The sequence below is a fragment of the Streptomyces corchorusii genome, from assembly GCF_001514055.1.
In the GTDB taxonomy this organism is placed as follows: Bacteria; Actinomycetota; Actinomycetes; order Streptomycetales; family Streptomycetaceae; genus Streptomyces; species Streptomyces olivaceoviridis.
In genome coordinates, this window is the sequence record NZ_KQ948374.1 from 52,196 (window position 1) to 71,684 (window position 19,489).

General features: G+C 69.6%; 17 protein-coding genes and 1 pseudogene. 8 read left to right on the forward strand and 10 right to left on the reverse strand.

Annotated features, from left to right (window positions below; translation table 11 throughout):
- Positions 1-18 precede the first annotated feature (18 nt).
- The 3 genes from AQJ11_RS40070 to AQJ11_RS40080 all read right to left on the reverse strand — a co-directional run bounded on the left by AQJ11_RS40070 (position 19) and on the right by AQJ11_RS40080 (position 3,237).
- A complete protein-coding gene (locus tag AQJ11_RS40070) occupies positions 19-783 on the reverse strand; it encodes an SDR family NAD(P)-dependent oxidoreductase (protein WP_208616739.1) in 765 nt (254 codons plus the stop codon).
- Positions 776-2,149, reverse strand: coding sequence for an MFS transporter (locus tag AQJ11_RS40075; RefSeq protein WP_059266685.1), 1,374 nt, complete (start codon positions 2,147-2,149; stop codon positions 776-778). The genes AQJ11_RS40070 and AQJ11_RS40075 overlap by 8 nt, the downstream gene beginning before the upstream one ends.
- A gap of 62 nt (positions 2,150-2,211) precedes the next feature.
- A complete protein-coding gene (locus tag AQJ11_RS40080; RefSeq protein ID WP_059266686.1) occupies positions 2,212-3,237 on the reverse strand; it encodes a zinc-dependent alcohol dehydrogenase in 1,026 nt (341 codons plus the stop codon).
- Between the two features lie 847 nt (positions 3,238-4,084).
- Between AQJ11_RS40080 and AQJ11_RS40085 the strand changes: the two genes are divergently transcribed.
- The 3 genes from AQJ11_RS40085 to AQJ11_RS40095 are packed head-to-tail and all read left to right on the forward strand — an operon-like array spanning position 4,085 to position 7,667.
- Positions 4,085-5,602: a sugar ABC transporter ATP-binding protein gene (locus tag AQJ11_RS40085; RefSeq protein WP_059266687.1), complete on the forward strand. Its 1,518-nt coding sequence runs from the start codon at positions 4,085-4,087 to the stop codon at positions 5,600-5,602.
- The gene (locus AQJ11_RS40090; RefSeq protein WP_059266688.1) at positions 5,599-6,630 is read left to right on the forward strand and encodes an ABC transporter permease; all 1,032 of its coding nucleotides are present in this window, start codon (positions 5,599-5,601) and stop codon (positions 6,628-6,630) included. Before AQJ11_RS40085 ends, AQJ11_RS40090 begins: the two co-directional genes overlap by 4 nt.
- 26 nt (positions 6,631-6,656) lie before the next feature.
- A complete protein-coding gene (locus tag AQJ11_RS40095) occupies positions 6,657-7,667 on the forward strand; it encodes a sugar ABC transporter substrate-binding protein (protein WP_059266689.1) in 1,011 nt (336 codons plus the stop codon).
- A gap of 70 nt (positions 7,668-7,737) precedes the next feature.
- On the opposite strand, the gene AQJ11_RS40100 is transcribed toward AQJ11_RS40095, so the two are convergent.
- Genes AQJ11_RS40100 through AQJ11_RS40115 form a run of 4 tightly spaced genes read right to left on the reverse strand, consistent with a single transcriptional unit; the run spans position 7,738 to position 11,622 of the window.
- A complete protein-coding gene (locus AQJ11_RS40100) occupies positions 7,738-8,526 on the reverse strand; it encodes an SDR family NAD(P)-dependent oxidoreductase (RefSeq protein ID WP_059266690.1) in 789 nt (262 codons plus the stop codon).
- Positions 8,527-8,539: 13 nt separating this feature from the next.
- Positions 8,540-9,601: an aldose epimerase family protein gene (locus AQJ11_RS40105; RefSeq protein WP_059266691.1), complete on the reverse strand. Its 1,062-nt coding sequence runs from the start codon at positions 9,599-9,601 to the stop codon at positions 8,540-8,542.
- Between the two features lie 2 nt (positions 9,602-9,603).
- Positions 9,604-10,641, reverse strand: a complete 1,038-nt coding sequence (locus AQJ11_RS40110) for an alcohol dehydrogenase catalytic domain-containing protein (RefSeq protein WP_059266692.1) — start codon at positions 10,639-10,641, stop codon at positions 9,604-9,606.
- 54 nt (positions 10,642-10,695) lie between these two features.
- Positions 10,696-11,622 carry an SMP-30/gluconolactonase/LRE family protein gene (locus AQJ11_RS40115; protein WP_059266693.1) on the reverse strand — a complete coding sequence of 309 codons (927 nt, stop codon included), beginning with the start codon at positions 11,620-11,622 and terminating at the stop codon, positions 10,696-10,698.
- A gap of 210 nt (positions 11,623-11,832) precedes the next feature.
- Here AQJ11_RS40115 and AQJ11_RS40120 point away from each other — a divergent pair, with 210 nt between their 5' ends.
- The gene (locus AQJ11_RS40120; protein ID WP_059266694.1) at positions 11,833-12,693 is read left to right on the forward strand and encodes a transketolase; all 861 of its coding nucleotides are present in this window, start codon (positions 11,833-11,835) and stop codon (positions 12,691-12,693) included.
- The gene (locus tag AQJ11_RS40125; protein ID WP_059266695.1) at positions 12,690-13,718 is read left to right on the forward strand and encodes a transketolase family protein; all 1,029 of its coding nucleotides are present in this window, start codon (positions 12,690-12,692) and stop codon (positions 13,716-13,718) included. The genes AQJ11_RS40120 and AQJ11_RS40125 overlap by 4 nt, the downstream gene beginning before the upstream one ends.
- Before the next feature lie 60 nt (positions 13,719-13,778).
- On the opposite strand, the gene AQJ11_RS40130 is transcribed toward AQJ11_RS40125, so the two are convergent.
- Positions 13,779-14,570 (reverse strand): IclR family transcriptional regulator, encoded by a 792-nt coding sequence (locus AQJ11_RS40130; protein WP_059266696.1) that lies wholly within the window; start codon positions 14,568-14,570, stop codon positions 13,779-13,781.
- A 700-nt stretch (positions 14,571-15,270) separates the two neighbouring features.
- Between AQJ11_RS40130 and AQJ11_RS40135 the strand changes: the two genes are divergently transcribed.
- On the forward strand, positions 15,271-16,701 hold the full coding sequence (locus AQJ11_RS40135) for a selenium-binding protein SBP56-related protein (protein WP_059266697.1): 1,431 nt from the start codon (positions 15,271-15,273) through the stop codon (positions 16,699-16,701).
- A 118-nt stretch (positions 16,702-16,819) separates the two neighbouring features.
- Positions 16,820-17,239 carry a hypothetical protein gene (locus AQJ11_RS52945; protein ID WP_398790884.1) on the forward strand — a complete coding sequence of 140 codons (420 nt, stop codon included), beginning with the start codon at positions 16,820-16,822 and terminating at the stop codon, positions 17,237-17,239.
- Positions 17,240-18,150: 911 nt separating this feature from the next.
- Here AQJ11_RS52945 and AQJ11_RS51850 read toward each other — a convergent pair.
- Positions 18,151-18,434, reverse strand: a pseudogene (locus tag AQJ11_RS51850) (NAD(P)-dependent oxidoreductase); the annotation flags it as partial.
- A 113-nt stretch (positions 18,435-18,547) separates the two neighbouring features.
- On the opposite strand from AQJ11_RS51850, the gene AQJ11_RS49530 reads away from it, so the two are divergent.
- Positions 18,548-18,901 carry a hypothetical protein gene (locus AQJ11_RS49530; RefSeq protein ID WP_059266698.1) on the forward strand — a complete coding sequence of 118 codons (354 nt, stop codon included), beginning with the start codon at positions 18,548-18,550 and terminating at the stop codon, positions 18,899-18,901.
- On the opposite strand, the gene AQJ11_RS40145 is transcribed toward AQJ11_RS49530, so the two are convergent.
- Positions 18,863-19,471, reverse strand: a complete 609-nt coding sequence (locus tag AQJ11_RS40145) for a hypothetical protein (RefSeq protein WP_059266699.1) — start codon at positions 19,469-19,471, stop codon at positions 18,863-18,865. The two genes, AQJ11_RS49530 and AQJ11_RS40145, sit on opposite strands and share 39 nt — an antisense overlap.
- Positions 19,472-19,489: the final 18 nt, after the last annotated feature.

Sequence of the window (19,489 nt, forward strand, 5' to 3'; positions counted from 1 at the left end):
GGCCGCGGCGTGTGTTGATCAGAAAGTGCCGTCGATGGTGATCCCGCCGTCGACGGCGAGAGTGGTCCCGTGGACGAACGCGGCGTCGGAGGAAAGGAGGAAGGCGATGGCGGTGGCGATCTCCTCGGGGCGTGCCAGACGGCGCAATGGCGTGCGTCGGAGGAGAGCCTCCTCGTTCAGGGCTCCGGAGGCCAGGCCGCTGCGCACCATGTCGGTGGCCACATAGCCGGGCGCCACGGCGTTGACCCGGATGCCCTCGGGGCCCCATTCGGCGGCCAGCGTGCGGGTGAAGCCGAGGATGCCGCTTTTGGCGGTGGCGTAACCGAGGCGGCCGGGCAGGCCGAAGGTGGAGCCCACGGACGCGATGTTGACGACCGCCGGGCTGTCGCTGCGTCGCAGCAGCGGGTATGCGGCGCGTGTGCAGTTGAGCGCACCCGTGAGGTGGACGGCGAGCTGCCGTTCCCACTGCCGGTCGTCGTAGGAGCGGGCCTCCTGGCGGAAGATGTTCCCGGCGCCGTTGACCAGGGCGTCGAGCCGGCCGGCGCGGCTCTCGATGTCGGCGACCAGGGCGTTGACTGCTTCCGGATCGGACACGTCGACGCTGAGGCCCACGTGTCCGTCTGCCACGGGCGATGACTCGTCGAGTTCCTTGGCGCGGGCCAGGGCCTCATCGGCCTGCAGGTCGGCGACGGCGACTCGCCAGCCGCGTGCCGCGAGGGTACGGGCGGTCGCGGCACCGATGCCCTGGGCGCCTCCGGTGATGAGGACCGTACGGTCAGACATGATTGGCCTCCGTTGTCGTCGGGGTAGGAGCGGCCGCGCGTAGGCCGTCCCGGTAGGGGTCCGGGCTGACCAGTGCGGTCACCACGGTGATCAGGCACATCGCGGTCATGTAGAGCGCGATGAGGGTGTAGCCGTCGCCGACATTCAGCAGCGCGGTGGCAACGAGTGGGGAGAGTCCGCCCGCGAAAACGCTGGCGGTCTGCTGTCCCAGGGAGGCACCGCTGTAGCGCACCTGGGGCTCGAACAGCTCTGCGAAGTAGGCGGGTTGGGGTGCGTACACGGCGTGGTTGCCGATGTTGACGCAGATCACGGTGACCAGCACGATGACCGGGAGGGATCTGGTGTCCAGGGCCCAGAAGTAGGGCCAGCTCATCACGGCCAGCAGGGCCGAGCCGAAGAGCATCACCGGCCGGCGGCCGAAGCGGTCGGAGGCGAGCCCCCACAGCGGCAGACTGACCAGGCCGAGCGCGGCGGAGATGATGACGCCGATCAGCAGGCCGTTACGGTCGAGGGTGAGCACGGTGGTGCCGTAGGTGAGCACGAACGTGGTGTGGACGTAGAAAGTGCTGTTCTCGGCGAAGCGGACGCCCGCGGCCCGCAGGATGTCCTTGGGCTGGGAGCGCAGTACGGCCACGACGGGGTGGCGTTCTACAGCGCCTCGCGTCTTCAGGGCGGTGAACTCGGGTGACTCCCCAACGCGCAGCCGGATCGCCAGCCCGACCACGATGAGCACCAGGGAGGCGAGGAACGGTATGCGCCAGCCCCAGGCCTGGAATGCCGCGTCGCTCACGGTGCCGGACAGGGCGAGGAAGACGAGGTTCGCGACGAGCATGCCGGCCGGCACGCCCATCTGCGGCCAACTGCCGTAGAAGCCGCGGCGATGGGCGGGCGCGTGCTCCACGGCCATCAGGGCCGCGGCCCCCCACTCGCCGCCCACGCCGAAGCCCTGGACTATCCGCAGAGCGACGAGCAGGGCCGGTGCGGCAACGCCCCAGGACGTGTACCCGGGCAGCAGTCCGATCAGGAACGTGGCACCGCCCATCATGAGCAGTGAGACGACGAGGGTCGCCTTGCGGCCGGTCTTGTCGCCGTAGTGGGCGAAGACGATGCCGCCGAAAGGCCGGGCGGCGAATCCCACGGCGTAGGTGCTGAAGGACAGCAGGACACCGAGCAGAGGAGCGGTGCCCGCCGGGAAGAAGACCTTGTCGAAGACGAGTGCGGCCGCGATGCCGTAGGCGAAGGAGTCGTACCACTCAATGGCCGTACCGATCATGGTGGCCCAGGCGACGGTGCGCGGGGAGGAGCCGGAGGAGGCAGGGCGAGCGGAAGGGGAAGAAGCCGGGGAGGGGGCGTTGACAGGATTCATCGTCGGATCCCTTGCTGCGGGAAAGGGTCGGGCGCAGACCGCGGAGGGAAGAGGCAGGGGGCTCAGCCGGGAAGCAGAGTCTCCTTCAGGACCGGGCTGGGCCGTTCGGCGAGTTCGGCGAGCAGTACGCCCGCCTGGGCCAGTGGCCTGGAGCGCTTGAGACCGTCGACCGCCGGCAGCATTCCATCGGCCAGCAGCCGCATCGCCTCGCCGAAGTCGGCGCGTACGTACATCTGCACCCCGATCAGTTCCCGTTCGCCGCGCTGCAGCTGAACACCGTCCACGGTGAGCTCTGGGGGGCTGATGCCGACGAGCACCACGCGGCCGCCTCGGCACGCCGTGTCCAGGGCCATTCGGGTCGTGGCCTGGGCACCGACGCAGTCCAGTACGACATCCGCTCCCTCGGGGCGGATGGACCCGCGGCAGTCCGCGAGCAGCCCGGAGCCTGTGGTCCGCACGCGGTGCCGCAGGCCCAACCGACGTGCCAGGTCCAGCCGGTGCGGATCCCGATCGGCGATCACGACGGTGGCGACGCCGTGCGTCGCGGCGACGAGCGCCGAGAGAACACCGATCGGGCCCGCGCCGATGACCACGACCTGATCGTCGGGGCGGAGCCGGGCGCGCCCGACAGCGTGAACGGCTACCGCCAGCGGCTCGATGAGCACCCGCTGACCGGTGGGCACCACAGGATCGACGGGGAGCACATGCGCGGGAGGCACCGTGAGGAAGCGGGCCATCCCTCCGTCGAGCTGCGCACCGACGAAGCGCATGTCGGCACAGAGCTGTTCGCGGCCGCGGACACAGTTGTAGCAGGTGCCGCATCCGGCGGGCGGGACGACGACAACAGGGGTGCCGGGGCCGTAGCCGAGCAGATCCGGACTGAGGTCGCCCGCGAGCTCTTCCACGGTGCCCCAGGTCTCGTGACCGAGGACCATCGGCGGCTTGAGGACGGCGTGCCGTCCCGCCCACATGGTCACGTCGCTGCCGCACACGCCGGTTTCACGGACGCGGACCGTGAGGTGGCCGGGCGGTGGTGGGCCGAGGGGGAACTCGTTGATCGACGTCTGTTCCGCTGCCTCGGTCTTCACCTGATACTGCGTCGACCGCGGGCGGCTCTGCGGATCTTGCCCCGGATTGCGCGTGGTGCCAGGAGGGTGCATCGCGGCTCCTTGGCCAGCCCTCGATGAGGGGAACGTTCGTTGCCGGCAAGACATTCTCATGGCATGGACACTATGTCCAGTGAGTGATAACTTCCGGCGAACGGTGGCGCGGCCGGAGTCAGGCCTGCGTACCACCGCTCGCCCCACAGAATGGGAGACCCCATGGCCGCACCGCCGCCGTCGGCGTCGACACATCCCGAGCCGACCTGGCCTCACAGCCCGTTAGCCGCCGGTCCCGCCTGAGACAGGGGCCGCCGCGCGGCGCACGACGGTACGACCTGGCCACCACTGGTGCCCCCGGTCCTGAGGGTGCGTGCGCGAACCGTCCCTCCCCGCGGGGCACATTTCCGAACGATCATCGCGGTGGCACGGTCTGTATGGCGTCGGATCTGTCGCCACCGGTTCCGCAGGGCCCGTCCTCCCGTTCAACGGCTCGACGCAGTTCCGGCCGTCGGCTCCCAGCTGGTGACGTCAGGACCTCCCACCACCGACCCGACACCGGACACCGGACACCGGGACTCTGCGACGCATCTGGCCTGACACCGAACGGCCACAAGAACCGGGCCCCGACGGCACGACCGCACCGCGCGCGGCACTGGTGAACGAGGCCTCCCCTGCGTCGCCCGCCCGCCGTCACGCGTCGCGAGGACAACCCACCACTCCCCCGCTCCGTTCCGGGGCCACAGCGCAGCCCCGGGCGGACCGGGTCACTCGATCGCGAAGGAGCGTAACCGAATTGAGCATGATGGGCGCAGCGGCGCCTGTGAGATCCGCCGTGCCGGAGCCGAGAGAGGCCACCTTCACACTGGACGCGGTCGGCAAGAGTTATCCCGGTGTCGTCGCCGTCTCCGACGTCACCCTGAGCGGCTACGCGGGTGAGGTGCTTGCCATCTGCGGAGCGAACGGGGCGGGGAAGTCGACACTCACCAAGCTCCTCGCCGGCCAGGAACGCCCCACCACGGGGCGCGTGATCATTCACGGCCACGACGGCGAGATCACCACGCCGTCCGCAGCTCTCGACGCCGGCGTCCTGCTCATGCATCAGGAACCGGTGATCATCGAGAGCTTCAGCGTCCAGGAGAACGTATGGCTGAACAGCATCAGCTGTGCCGGACGCCGTAAACCATGGCACATCGTCCGCGACCGTGACCGCACCGACCGGGCCCGCGCCGCACTCGACACGGTCGGGATGCGCGATGTCGACCTGGACAGCCCTGCCGAAGGACTCGCTCCCGGGCCCCGCCAGATGGTGGCGCTGAGCCGCTCCCAGCTGCTCGACCACCGAATCCTCCTCCTGGACGAAACCACCGCGTCGACGACGGAGGAGCACTTCAAGGACGTCGAAGAACTCGTGCGCAAGGAACGCGATGCTGGAGTCACGATCGTTTTCGTCTCCCACCGCATGCATGAGGTGTTCGCCCTGGCCGACCGCATCGCGGTCATGCGCAACGGCACTCTCGTCGACATCGTCGACAAGGACGCCACCACGCCCGACGAGATCATGACGCTCATGATCGGGGAGGCTGTGATGGCCCTTGAGCCGCCCCAGCCCGTGGCCGCGGACGCCACCGCTCTGCTCGAAGTGCGGGGGGTGTCATCGGGATCGGCCACCGACGTCTCGTTCTCCGTGCACGAAGGGGAGATCGTCGGCATCTACGGCTTGGTCGGCAGCGGCCGCAGTTCGCTGGCCCGGTCCCTTTCGGGCCACCAGCGCCGCCACACGGGCACAGTGCTGGTCCGGGGCCGCCGTATCCATCCACGCTCGCCACAGGCCGCGCTGAGGGAAGGAATCGTCTATCTCAGCGAGGACCGCAGCCGGGAGGGCTTCGTCAGGGACTTCGACAACGCCGGCAACCTCACGCTCGGCACCCTCGGCAAGTTCTCGGTCGGCGGAGTGATGAACCTCCGCGCCGAGCGGCACCGGGTGACACAGCTGATCTCCGAGTACGGCATCAAGGGCGGGAGCGAGAGCCTCACCGGTTCACTCTCCGGAGGGAACCAGCAGAAGGTCTGCATCGCCAAGGCACTGGAGAGCGACCCTGACGTCGTCGTGCTCGACGAACCGACCAAGGGCATCGACGTCGGCGCCCGGCTGAACATCTACCAGATCGTGCGCCGGCTCGCGGCGCAGGGCAAGGCGATCGTTGTCGTCACCAGCGAGGCCGAGGAAGCCCTCAGCCTGTGCAGTCGGGTGATCGTGCTGCGTGACGGCGTGATCGCCGGCGAATTCACCTCACAGACCAGCAGCACCGACGACCTGACGCGCACCGCTCTCGGAGGAGAAGTCCAGTGACCCACGACACGACGACCAGATCGGCCACCCCGCCCCCGGCGGTCCCCCGGATCGCGGCTGCGGGCTGCCTGACACCTTCCCGCGTCAGACAGTGGGCAAAAAAGCAGTACCCCCTCTACATCCTCCTCGCACTGCTCCTCTTCGCCGGACTCACCTCCGACGCCTTCTTCACCGTCCGGAACCTGCAGAACCTGGTCGTGCAGGTCGCGGTGATCGGCATCGTCATGCTCGCCCAGTTCCTGATCGTTCTCACGGGCGGCATCGACATCTCCGTGGGCGCGGTCGTGGCCCTCGCCGGAGTGCTCTGTGCCGGCCTCTTCGGCGGCGACAACACCCTGCTCGCCGCCCTCGTAGCCATCACGGTGGGTGTCGCCATCGGCGCGTTCAACGGCTACCTCGTCGCCTTCCGAGGACTCGAGGCCTTCATCGTGACACTCGGCATGCTCGCACTCGCCCGCGGACTGGTCTACGCATACACGGAGGGTCAGCCCATCACGCCCCACTCCCCCACGTTCCGCGTGGTGGCCACCACGGCGACAGCCCAGATACCGGTGCTCGGCATCATCTGGATCGGCGTGGCGCTCGCCGTCGCCTTCCTCACCCGCCGGACCGTCTTCGGGCGCCGGGTGTACGCCCTGGGCAGCAGCAAGCAAGCCGCATACGCCTCCGGGGTGCCGGTGAAGACCACGATGGTCGCGGCATACGTGATCGCCGGTGCACTCGTCGGGCTCGCGGGCTTCCTGCTCACCGCCCGCGTCGGCGCGGCCACGCCGACCGCCGGGAACAGCTACGAGATCGACTCGATCGCCGCGGTCGTCATCGGCGGCGCCAGCCTGGCCGGCGGCCGGGGCCGTGTACTCGGCGCCGTCATCGGCACGCTCATCTTCGGCGTGATTTCCAACCTGCTCGTGCTCCTCAACGTCTCGACGTTCCTCCAGGACGCCTTCCGTGGCGCGCTGATCATCTTCGCAGTGGTTCTCACCACCGTCCGGTTCCGGCGCGACCGGGCGACCCGCGCTCGGTCCTGACCACCACTCACCACAGGGAGTCACCCATGAAAGTCAAACGGCTGAGGCCCCTGGCCGTGCTGTCGGTGACGGTGACCGTCCTCGCCGGCTGCTCGACCATGAGCGGCAATGCCTCCTCGGCCAGCGCCAGAAAGGCCAAGGGCATCACCGAGGTCAGGATCGGATTCGCGCAGCGGCAGCTGGACGCACCGTACTTCGCCGCCATGGTCGATGTCGCCGAGAAGAAGGCCAAGAAGGAAGGCTTCCGGCTCGAGGTGCAGAACGCCAACGGTGACGCGGTCACCCAGCTGAACCAGGCACAGACTATGGTCGCGCAGAACGTCGACGTGCTGGTCGTCGACTCGATGAGCCCCAGAACACAGAAGGTGCAACTCCAGGATCTGGCCGGCGAGGTCCCCCTCGTCTTCCTGGACACCGGCATCGAGGGAGTGGGCGTCACCTCCGTCTCCTCCGACAACTACGCGATCGGCAAGCTCTCCGGCCAGCTCGCGGCGCACCGGTTCGGCCGGGGCAAGACGATCAGCGTTGCCATACTCAACGGGGGACCGGACGACGAGGTCGTCGGCCCCGACCGGCGCAAAGGGTTTCTGGACGGCCTGCGGGCCGGCGGCGTCACGTACGAGATCGTCGCCGACACTCCCGCGCTCTACTCGCAGGATGCCGCGGTCCCCGCCACCGAGTCGGTCCTCGCCGCGCATCACCATGTCGATCTCATCCTCGGCCTCAACGACTCGATGACGCTGGGCGCCCTCCAGGTCCTGCGGGACCAGGGAAACACCAGGACGCTGGTCGCCGCGGCGGCGGACGGCCAGAAGGAGGCGCTACGGGAGATCCGCAGGGGCGGCTGCACCGGCCAGTACGTCTCCACCGGCCTGAACTCGCCCGCCCTCGCCGCCGGCCGAGCCTTCGACATCGCCGTACGGATCGCCACGGGCAAGGCGGCGCCGCGCAGCTTCGGCAAACAGCAGTACACGAAGGCGGCCGGCATCGACTGCCACAACGTGGACGAGTTCTGGGACCCGGACGCCGTGTTCTGACCAGGGTCGGCGCGAAAGGCCGAAGCGGCCGGAACCCCTCCGGGGTTCCGGCCGCTTCGGCGTCGTTCGATCAGGTGGCCCGCCCGTAAACGGCGTCCGGCATGTCGCCGTTGACGATGTAGCCACCGTCGACCGTGAGCGTCGCTCCGGTCGAGTAGGAGGCCTCCTCCGAAGCGAGGTAGGCGATGGCGGAGGCCACCTGGTCCGCGCGGGCGACCGCACCGAGCGGGATTCGGCGGTTGAGTGAGGCAACGACCTCTTCCGTGTAGAGGGGCGTGGTCAGGGCGGACCAGGTCGCCCCGGGACGCACCGCGTTGACGGTGATGCCGTACTCGGCCCACTCCCCGGCAAGCGTGAAGGTCAGGGCCTCGATTCCGCCCTTTGAGGCCGCGTAGGCCGCGCCCTCGCGCAGCGAGATCACCGAGTGGATCGAGGAGACGTTGACGATGCGGCCCGGCTGCCGGGCCGCGACCATGTGGCGGGCTACCGCGGTCGACATGAGGAACACGCTGCGCAGGTTCACCCCGACCACTGTGTCGAAGTCCGCCGCGCTCATGGATAGCGCGGGTGATATACGCAGGATGCCGGCGCTGTTGACGAGGGAGAACGGCACGCCGAGTCGGGCCATCACCTCGTCCACGGCTTCCTGGACCTGATCGGCGTCGGAGACGTCGACCTCGAAGGGCACAGCCGAACCTCCGGCGTCGACAATGGCTCGGGCGGTGTCGTTGGCACGTTCGGCGGAGATGTCGAAGACCGCGGTCAGACCGCCCTCGGCGGCGATGCGTTCGGCCGCCGCGCGGCCGATGCCGGCTCCCGCGCCCGTGATGATCGCGACGCGGCCGGTGAATCGTGTCATGGTGTGGCTCCTCTCAGTCCTTCGACGCCGCCACGAGTACGGGGACGCCCCGTTCATCGACAGCGACGGGCATCTCGTCGTCAGCGATGGGGTGGACGCCGAGCGTGAACTGCGCGCTCAGCGTCGAACCGCCCGCGATGTCGAGGACACCGGGGTGTTCCGTCTCCTCGGCGAGCGGCATGAACGGTGAGGTCGTGTGCGGCTCGACGGCCACGATGTGTTCGGTCCCCCACCAGGGGTAGCTGCCGGGCGCATGGCACTCCTGCCACACCCACAGCTCGGGAAACAGGCTGTGCGGCCAGGTCATCGTGGCCAGCAGACCGCAGCCGCGCGATCTCAGACCGAACCAGCCCCGGGAGACGGTGGCGTAGCCGAGGTCGGCTGTCAGCCCGGCGCCGGGCGCCAGTTCGACGGCTCCCACACCAGGGGCCACGCTCCGGGCCTTGCGTGTCTGGCCGGGGGGCGTCCACTGCCGGTCACCGAAACGCTCCGGGTGCGCGACAAGTCCGTCGAAGGGGCCGTACAACGTGGCCGCACGAGCCACGGTAGCGGTGTCGAACGCGGGATGCAGGCCCCAGTGCGCGGGCAGGTTCTGGGCCGAGAGGTTCTCGACCACGCTGTGGAAACGCAGGACCGAGCCGTCGAGTGCGAAGGTTTTCGTCAGACGGAACGGGTAACGTGCGAGCCGGGTGGTGCAGCGTAGCCTCGCTCCGCCGTTCGCCCGCACGACCTCGGCCGTCCACGGGCGTCGCGCAGCCTCGCCGTGGAAGGGCAGCGGGGCACCGTGCACGGTGGTCGCGGGGCCAGCATTGGGAAACAACTCCTGTATGCCTCCCGGGTAGTTGTCGAAATACGAGGCGTCCTGCGCATCAGACTCGCCATGCACGGGTACGCGGTGTTCCCAGCGGGGGTTGCGCCACAGGATGTCTTCGCCGGTGGCCTTCCAGACCAGCGAAAGCACGTCACCTCCGCGAGCCGGGTTGACGAGTGCGGTGACCAGGTCATTCTCCAGCGTCCACGCACCACCCGTGACGGGGTGGACGGAGGCGGCCGCCGGCCCGGATGCCGTCTGCATGTTCAATCCCATCCGATGACCGACTTACCGACGCTTCCTGCGGCGAAGTCTGCGAAGAGCTCGGGGCCTTCCTCGATGGGTGAGACGCGGGTGATGATCGGGTCAAGGTCGACGCCCAGGTGTCCGACCTTCTCCGCGGCCTCCATCATCAGCGGCACGCTGAAGACGAACATGCCCCGCAGGGTCACCTGCCGCATGATCAGGTCCGGTACGGGGTCGATCTCGAAGCCGGGGCCCAGGCCCACGAAGACCACGGTGCCCCAGGTCTTGACGATTTCGGTGGCGGTGCGGCGGCCGTGGACGTTGCCCGAGGTGTCGATGACGGCGTCCGCACCGCCCGGCACGACCGCCTCGATGTCGAAGCCGGCGGAGTCATGGATCTCCGTGTAGCCCAGACGCGCGGCGAATTCGCGGCGCTGCGGGCTGGGATCGGTGCCGACGGCGCGCAAGCCGTAGGCCTTCGCCCAGGCGAGCACGGCCAGGCCAACTGGTCCGACACCAATGACGACGACCGTCTCGCCCGGCTTGACATCCGAGCGCAGCAGCGCCTGATACGCGGTGGTGGCACCGCAGGCCAGGAAGGCGCCGACCGGGAAGCTCACCTCGTCCGGCAGCACCACGCAGTCCTTGGCGGTGACGACGAGTTCGTCCTGGCAGCCGCCCGGCCGGTTGAGCGAGTAGACGCGTGCGCCGCGCTCACAGTGCACGTCCCAGCCGCGGCGGCATGACGCGCACTGGCCGCATCCGGAGTAGTGCTGCACGGCGACACGGTCGCCCACCTTCGGGTAGGTCACACCGGGGCCGACCGCTTTGACCTCACCGGCGATCTCGTGGCCGGGCGTCATCTCTGGCGATCGAGGCTGTGTGGCGTGCTGCATCTCCTCGTGAGTCATGTGGAAGTAGTGCAGGTCGCTGCCGCACAGGCCTGCGGCCTTCACGTCGATGACGAGTTCGCCGGGGCCGGGCTCGGGCAGCGGAGCATCGACGATGCTGACCTGCTCCTTAGCGGCGAACCGCAGAGCGCGGACGGTGGTGGTCATGACGGCTCCTTTTCGGGATCGTGCCCGGGGAGGGACGGGCGTCGAAGGGGGCTGCTACCGCAGGGCGGAGATGTCGGCCGCGTACAGCACCGATGCGGTGGTGCGGGCGGGGTCGACGGTACCGAGCGGCGGGGAGCAGCAGAGGTAGAGAGTGCGATGGTCGTCGCCGCCGAGGGCTACGGCATAGGCGCTCAGCTCGCCGGTGTCGACGAAAGCCAAGAGGGTGCCGTCCGGGGCGAGCAGTCGCGCGCCGTGTCCGGTCGAGGAGCTGATCCAGACCCGGTCGTGGCGGTCGATGGCCAGTCCGTCGGGTAGCACCGGCAGCTCGCGTCTGGCACGGTCGGCGTCCAGGTAGGCGGGGGCGTCGCCGAATTGGGCCCACGTCCGCCGGCCACCGAGCGTAGGGACTCCCGCGGCGTCCCAGTCGACGGACAGCGCGGAGACGCGCCCGGCGAACGTCTCCGCCACGAGCAGCTGTCGGCGGTCGGTGGTGAGCACCATGCCGTTGGGGAAGTTCAGGCCGCCGCCTTGGAGGTCGGCGGTCCCGTCGGGGGAGACCCGGACCAGCGCGGTCTCATGGAGGGAATGCGGTGCGGCGTCCGTGTTGCCGAAGTTGCCGATGAACGCCCAGCCCGAATCGGTGACGATCATGTCGTTGGCGACGCCGTCGATGAGGTCGGAAAAGCGCGACACGGTCTCCAGGGTCCTGCCGTTCCAGCGCATCAGGCGGCGCCCGAGCATGGAGACGACAAGCAGTGATCCATCAGGCGTGAAGCCGAGCCCCGACGGGCGGCCCGGCACGGTGCACACCGTGCGCGCCAGATGGTGAGCGGTCGGTGATCCAGTGGTACGGAAGGCGAGCACGCGCTCGCTGTAGAAGTCAGAGGCGAAAAGTTCCCCGCCGTGCCATCGCGGTCCTTCGAGGAAGGTGAATCCGCCTGCGACGGGGACGGCGTGCAAGGTCGGGACTTCGTCGGGCATGCGGCTCCTGTTCGTCGGTGAACCGTCGGGCGTGAACCCCGGTCACGCGGCGTGCGGTTCCTCGGCTGTCTCGCTGATCACCGGACGCACTGGAGGAACATTCTCATGGCGTGGACAGCCTGTCCAGTGAGTGATAACTTGCGGTTTCGATGGCGGTGCCGCCGGTCAGCGACCCGCACCGCCGATCGCCCACCGACCGGGAGACACCGCATGACTGCACCGACGTCGGCCCCGCCGACGGACACGGAACTGATCAAGCGAATCGAGGAGCGAGCGCTGTTTGCGCGGCTCGAGACCGTACGCCTGATCTCCATCGCCAAGACCGGCCACTACGCCTCCGGCTTCTCCTGCGCGGAGATCCTCGCCACGCTCTACTACGGCGTGATGCGGCTGCGCCGAGGCGAACCCGACTGGCCCGACCGCGACCGCTTCCTGTTCGGCAAGGGCCACGCCGCCGCCACGCTCTACCCACTGCTGGCCGACTGGGGCTTCTTCGACCCCGCTGAACTCGACGACTACACCCGCCTCGGCAACGCCTTCGGCGACCACCCCGACATGACCCGGATCCCCGGCATCGACTTCAGCTCTGGGTCCCTTGGACACGCCTTGTCCGCCGGCACCGGGATGGCACTCGGCGGGAAGCTGTTGGGACGGTCGTACAACACCTTCGTGCTCCTCGGAGACGGCGAGCAGCACGAAGGGCAGGTCTGGGAAGCCGCGCTCGGGGCCGCCCACCACCGCCTGAACCGCCTCGTCGCGATCGTCGACCGCAACGACCACTCCCTCGACGGCCGTATCGACGGTGTCACGGGCATCGAACCGCTCGCCGACAAGTGGCGCGCCTTCGGCTGGGAGGTCCACGAGGTCGACGGGCACGACGTCCAGGCGCTGCTGCCAGTACTGCGCTCCGTCGCCGAGGACACCGGACGCGACCGTCCCGCGGTCGTGATCGCCCATACCGTGAAGGGGAAGGGGATCTCCTACATGGAGACCGACTTCGGATGGCATCTCGGCTGGCTGGCCGAACAGGACGAGGCGAACGCCATGGCCGAGCTGCGGGGTGAGCGATGAGCACCACAGCCGCGAGTCCGGCCGGCGCCGCCGGGACCGAACCGGTCGCGCCCGGCCTGCAGCGTGAGTCCTGGCATCTGCTTAGCCTGCTGGAACAGGCCCCCGGCCTTCAGGCACTCGGTGACACCCTCGCCGACCTCGCCGACGAGGGACATCCCGTAGTCGTCGGCACCGCCGACCTGAAGTACTCCAACGGCCTGGTGCGCTTCCAGCAGCGGCATCCTGACAAGTACGTGCAGTTCGGCATCTCCGAGCAGCACATGGTCTCCACCGCGGCGGGCCTGGCCACCACCGGCCTGATCCCCTACGTCGCCACGTTCGCTTCGTTCATGGCACTGCTCGCCTGCGAGCAGATCCGCACCGATGCTGCCTATACGAAGCTACCGGTCCGCCTGATCGGGCACCACAGCGGAATCACCCTCGGCTTCTACGGCACATCGCACCACGCCACCGAGGACCTGGCCATCACCCGCGCCATCGCCGGCCTCACCGTCATCGCTCCCGCCGACACCGCCCAACTGGCCGCGGCCCTGCGCGCCTCGGTCACACACGAGGGGCCGGTCTACTTCCGCATAGGCCGCGGCCGTGACCCCGAGGTCTATCCGGCAGACGTGCCGTACGAGATCGGCAAAGCCATCACGCACAGCATCGGTGACGACTTGACCATCATCACCACAGGATCGATGGTCCACCCGGCACTGGCTGCCGCGCACGCGCTGCGCGCCGACGGCCACAGCGTCGGCGTCATCGACATGCACACCATCAAGCCGCTCGACGAGGCCGCCGTCCTGGCCGCGGCTCACCGCTCACGGCTACTGATGACGGTCGAGGAACACAACGTCCTCGGCGGCCTGGGCGGCGCCGTGGCCGAAGTCGTCACACGTCACGGACTGCCCGTCAAACTGCGCCGGCACGGTATTCAGGACGAGTACAGTCTCATCGGGCCGCCCACCCACCTGTACGCGCACTACCGACTGGACGCATCCGGCATCGAGGCCGAAGCTCGCCTCCTGTTCAACGACTGACCCGGAACCGCGCGGCGCCCCGCCGAGGGCGCCGCGCCCGGGAGCACCCACCGGCCGCCGTCAGCCGAAGTCCGCCACCGCACCGTCCACGGCCTTCCAGCCCATAGCCCTGGACACCTCCTCACCCGCCAACAGCAACTGTTCCCGCAAGGCAGTCGTGGCATCCGACAAGATCGCCTCACGGACCCCGCTGATGGACAGCGCGGCCCGCACCCGGCCCAGGTAGTCCAGGATCGGCACCCCCAGGGCCGCGACACCGACGGTTACATCCTGATCACTGACCGCGATGCCGTCCCGCCGGACCTGCTCCAGAGCGGGCAGCAGTTCCTCGCCAGTCACAGGGGTGGAGGGAGTGAACCGCTGCAGCGGTCCGCTCTCCAGGTACTGCGTCCACGCCGCGCGGTCGTCGAAGGCCAGCAGGGCCCTCGAAGCGGCCCCGGCGTGCAGCGGCAGGGCGCCACCCAGTTTGAGCGCCAGCGACTGCACCCTGCGGCCGTCCAGACGCTCGATGCAGACGGCCTGACGCTCCCGGCGTACACACAGATACACGGTCTCGCCGGTCTGCTCGTGCAGCCGCTCCATCACGGGCCGGGCGAATCGACGTTCGTCGAAGCGCTCCACGACGGCAGTACCCAGACTGAGCAGATGGAAGCCCAGGCGATAGGCGCCCCGCCCCGAGCCACTCTCCACCATCTGAAGTTTCTGGAGACTACTCAGTAGTCGGTAGACCGAGCTGCGCGGTTCCCCTAGATCCTCGGCGATACTGGCGGCCGTGGCCTCACCTTGCTCGGCGAGCAGGTCCAGAACCTCAACGGCCTTACGTACGAGTGCGAGTCCACCTTCTTGAGCCACACACTCAAAGTATCACTGAGTGGACAGTTGGTCCACTCAGTGATAAGCAGCGAGCGGCGCGTGCATTCCCAGCCCGGCGCGAGGGTCGGCAAAGGCGGGAGCGAAGACTCTCCGCCAGCCTGGCCGCTACTGAGGAAGAGAAGATCACCCACTTTACGGCGGCCACTGCCCGGCACGCAGTGCAATAGCACACCACGTCCGGCACGTCGGATACGGGCGGCACCCTCGCTCTCACGCTGCCCTCGCTGTCCTCGATGCGGCGGCGGTACTCCTGCCAGTCCTCGGGCGTCCATTGGTCCAGGGCCGACGGGAACGCCTCGTCACCGCCGTTCACTGCTCCATTCCAGCGGCTGGGACGCCGTACATGGCCGCGCAGCACTCGCAGGCACGCAGGCCGCCCACGGGGTATCCGTGGCGAGGCCGTGCCCGCGCGATCTCAAAGCCGCCCGCGAGGAGGGCGCCGGCAGCCGCGTCGGCACCAGGAGTGCGCCGGCACCCGGACCATCGGCCCTGGTTTTCGGTGGCCCGCAGCGCTGTCGCGGCCGGGCGCCGTGGCAGGGCCCCGGGGACTGTGAAACGCTCGGAATCAGTGGCATATCCGTCCTTCACCGCACATCGACGGCGGACAAGAGAGCCGGCCCGTCCGTGACGGGGGTTCACCCGGTTTTCGGCCCTGTGTTCGCCGAGTGGGGAACACACGATGACGACGACCGAGCACCCGCACGACCACGACGGCCACCAGGATCCGACCCTGTACCGCACCCCGGCGGACGCCGTCGCCGCGCCCGGGGAGGGACTCGCCTACGTCGTCGGGTTCGACCCGGCCGGAGCGCGCCCGGACGCGCTGTTCACCGTTGGCACCGATCCCGGCTCCGCGGCGTATGGCCGGGTGATCGCCCGCGCCGAGGTGCCCGGCGTGGGCAACGAACTGCACCACTTCGGCTGGAACGCCTGTTCGAGTGCGCTGGCCCATGCCGGTCACCACCACGCCGCGCGCCGCTATCTCCTCGTCCCCGGACTGCGCTCCTCCAGGCTGCACGTCTTCGACACCGTCCCCGATCCGGCCCGCCCCCGCCTGGTCAAGACGGTCGAGCCCGGCGAACTGGCCGCCCGGGCCGGGTACTCGCGCCCCCACACCCTGCACTGCGGTCCCGACGGCGTCTTCCTGTCCTGCCTGGGCGGCGCGGACGGCGCGGACGGACCCGGCGGCGTGGCGCTGCTGGATCACGAGAGCTTCGAGGTGCTGCGCGGTTGGGAGAGCGAGCGCGGGCCGCAGCATCTCGCCTACGACGTCTGGTGGCACCTGGCCCAGAACATCGCCGTGACCAGCGAGTGGGGAACCCCTTCCATGATCGAGGGCGGTCTCGTCCCCGACCTGCTGCTGGGGCGCCGTTACGGCCACCGCCTGCACTTCTGGGAACTCGGCACCGGCCGGCACCTGCAGCAGGTCGACCTCGGCGACGCCCACCAGATGGTGCTGGAACTGCGTCCCGCACACGACCCCGAGGCCACCTGGGGGTTCACCAACACCGTGGTCGACGTCGAGGACCTGTCGGCCTCGGTGTGGCGGTGGCACCGCGACGGCGAGGACTTCCACGTCACCAAGGTGATCACCCTCCCGGCCGAGCCCGCCCCGGCCGAGGACCTGCCCCCGGCGCTCAAGCCGTTCGGCGCCGTGCCCCCGCTGATCACCGACATCGGCCTGTCGGTGGACGACCGGTGGCTGTACGTCTCTGCGTGGGGCACCGGCGACCTCATCCAGTACGACGTGAGCGACCCGCGGCAACCCAGGCGGACCGCGACCATGCGGCTCGGCGGCATCACCGCCCGCCGGCCGCACCCCGCAGCGCCCGACGTGCCGCTGACGGGCGGGGCCCAGATGGTCGAGGTCAGCCGCGACGGGCAGCGCGTCTACCTGACGAACTCCCTGTACGCCGCCTGGGACGAGCAGTTCTATCCAGCGGGCATCGAACCGTGGATGGTCAAGCTGGACGCGGATACCTCACGCGGCGGGCTGTCGGTGGACAGGCGCTTCTTCCCCCACGGCGAGGACTTCGCCGGCCTGCGCGTGCACCAGACACGCCTGCAGGGCGGCGACGCCTCCTCCGACTCCTACTGCTACCGCCGCTGACCCCAGGACCGGTAACTACGTCCGGGCCAGCGCCTGTGCGCCAGGGCACCGGCGCACGCGGCCCGCCGCCTGAATGGCGCCGGGCTGAGGAATCGTCTCCACGCTCGACAGGCAGTTCCTGACCGCAGCCCATCAGGGAAACCTGTGGGAGATCACCACCAGTCAGCAAGCCCGGAGCGCGGCGCCCACCGCCTGCGTCAAGAGGGTCGGCACCGACTTCATCCGCGACCACCGCACCCTTGATGCCGGTATCACCAAGACCGCGGCACAACATCGCCCTCCACGCCCGAAGGGGTCGTGGAGGCGTGGCGTCCTATGCCGGGGCGACCCGCCCCTGCGCCGTGGTGCGACCGGGGAAGTCCCGCGTGCTCACGCCCATCCGTCGACCCCGCCGCCCGCCCGACCAGGCCTCAGTGGTCAAGCTGCGGCGACACGACCTGGTAGTCGATCGCCAGCGGCCCCCGCGCCGAGAAGCGCAGGAGCAGGGTGGGGCCCACCAAGATCGACCAGTTGCCCTCGGCCGGGGCCGGATCCCTGACGGCTGGGCCGCTCCCCGGTCGCGACGACGAGGCGCGACTGGCTGGTGAGCTGCTGCGTGCGCCGCGTATGTCACTCGCTCGACCACTGACCGGGTGCTCATGCATATCTGCGCGCACCGTGCGGTTCTGGTCACGCAGGGCGCAGCGCCTGGGCCAGTTCCCGCCGCCGCGCCATTGCCGAGGTACCCGGCTCGACCCCGATCACCTGCACGGCGACGTGGTCGGCGCCCGCGTCGAGGTGTCGGCTCAGCTCGGGCGACCAGGTCGTGCGCGTCCTCGGTGCGGCGGTCGGTCTCCAGCAGCAGCACCGGCACCCCGGCCTCCGGCGCCCGCACCACCAGGTCCGCCCGCTGCACGTAGCCGTTGCCGAGCCGGTGCGCGATCTCGGTCTGGAAGCCGAGCCGGTGGCCGATCCGGGTGCGGTGGAGTTCGAGGGCCGTCGAGGTGACCGCCGCGGCGTGGTCGTCGTAGCCAGTGCCCAGCAGCTCCCCCGTCGCCGGGTCGTACTCCTGCTTGCGCAGCACCGAGACCCGTATGCCCTTCGGCTCCAGGAGCCTTTTCGCTTCGCGGTGACCTCGCGCGGTGAGTACCCATACCTGCCGCTGGTCCTCCCTCACCGACTCGATCCTCACCAGCTGGTGTTCCTCCAGATCCAGCAGGTCGCTGCTGAGGCTGGCACAGCGGCGGCCGAGGCACTACCCAGTCTTCGACCTGGTGCACGCGGGCGGGGACGTGACGGGTTGGCCGTACGAGCGGTGACGCCGCCTTGGAGGCGCTGGTCACGGACCACGGCCTTCAGGCGCCGCTGACGCCGTGTCCGCCGACGACCACCCGGCGGGCGCGGCGCGAGGACGGCTGGAGCGGAGGGCGGCTGGCTGGACGGGCTGTGTTTGACGCGTCTGGGACGAGCCGTACCGGTCGGTGTGCGGCCAGTCCGTTCACCGGTCTCCAGCAGGGCCAGTGGACTGAGGTAGACCCAGTGGGCACTGACGTGGGCCTGGCAGGTCCGCAACTGTGCCACCCCGGCGGCGGCGACCGCCTGCACTTCGGCAGGCACGTACGCCGGTTGTCGGCGACCAGGAGATGGGGATCGTCGGGGCTGCGCAGTGCGCCGGCGCCGCCGACCACGAGGACGCGGTTCCCGAGCTGTGCGGTGAGGTCCAGCACCGTGCGGGTAGCGCCGACCAGGAACTCCCGTAACAGTGCAAGGGACCGTTGCGACGTACGGCTGGCGGGTGCGCCGCATCACCGGACGAGGTCGCCGGAGCCGTCCAGCGGGTGCGCCATATCGACCGCTCAACAGTTTCGTGGCAGTTGTCGACCTCGTTGAACAGCAGCGGCGCCCTGCCCTGCGGGGCTGTGAGGACGATGTCGGCCTGGGCACTGCCCTTGCGAGGCCGTTCTGCGTGCCGGTGGCGGGCAGCGAGACCTCGGTCCAGTACGAGGCGATGGTGCCGATCCCGGGCGGCGCGTCGACGGCCGCATGGGCGGCTGCCCGGACTTCGGCCGACTCCTTGGTGAGCTTGGCGAGGTTCGGCTTCGGGCGCAGCATCGCGATCACGGTCTCGTTGACGGCCATCGGGTGGGAGGCGCCGTTGGAGCCCGGAATCACGGTTTCCTCCTTACTCCGCGCGGTGTGGTTTGTGGTGGGCGACCTGTAGGCGGACGTCGGTAGGCATGTCAGGGAGACCGGTAGACCGACGGGCGGTGCTGATCGGGCCTTCGCAGAGGGCACCGAGAGTGGCGCCGGGCGCGCCCTCAGGGGTGAGGGTGAGCGTGACGTGGGTGCGGGGGCGGGCGGGTCGGCCGGTGATGCGTACGGCCGCACGCTTGACCCCCGGCAGGGCACCGGCTTCGGTCGCGATCGCGTCGCTGAGTGCGCGGTCGCGTAGTTCGACGCCCTCCTGCGGTGGTGTGCCGCCGACGGGCAGCCCTCCGGGGCGGCGTCGGCTCAGCTGGGCGAGCAGCCACCACAGGGCGAGCAGGGCGGCGAGGGCGAGGGCGGCGATGACCGCGGGCCACCACCACCAGCCCTGGCCGCTCCAGCGGGCCCGGTCGGCGGAGGCGAGCAGGACGTCGTTCGGGGTGATCAGGGGCCAGCCGGCGGGCGGGATCAGATCGTGTCGCCGGTAGAGGTCGAGCCCGGCGAAGAGGACCAGCACTCCGCCGCCGAGCATGACCAGTCCGGCGAGGGCCAGCAGAGTGCGGTTGAGTGCGGATCGCGACGTCATGGCGGACTCCCGGTGCTG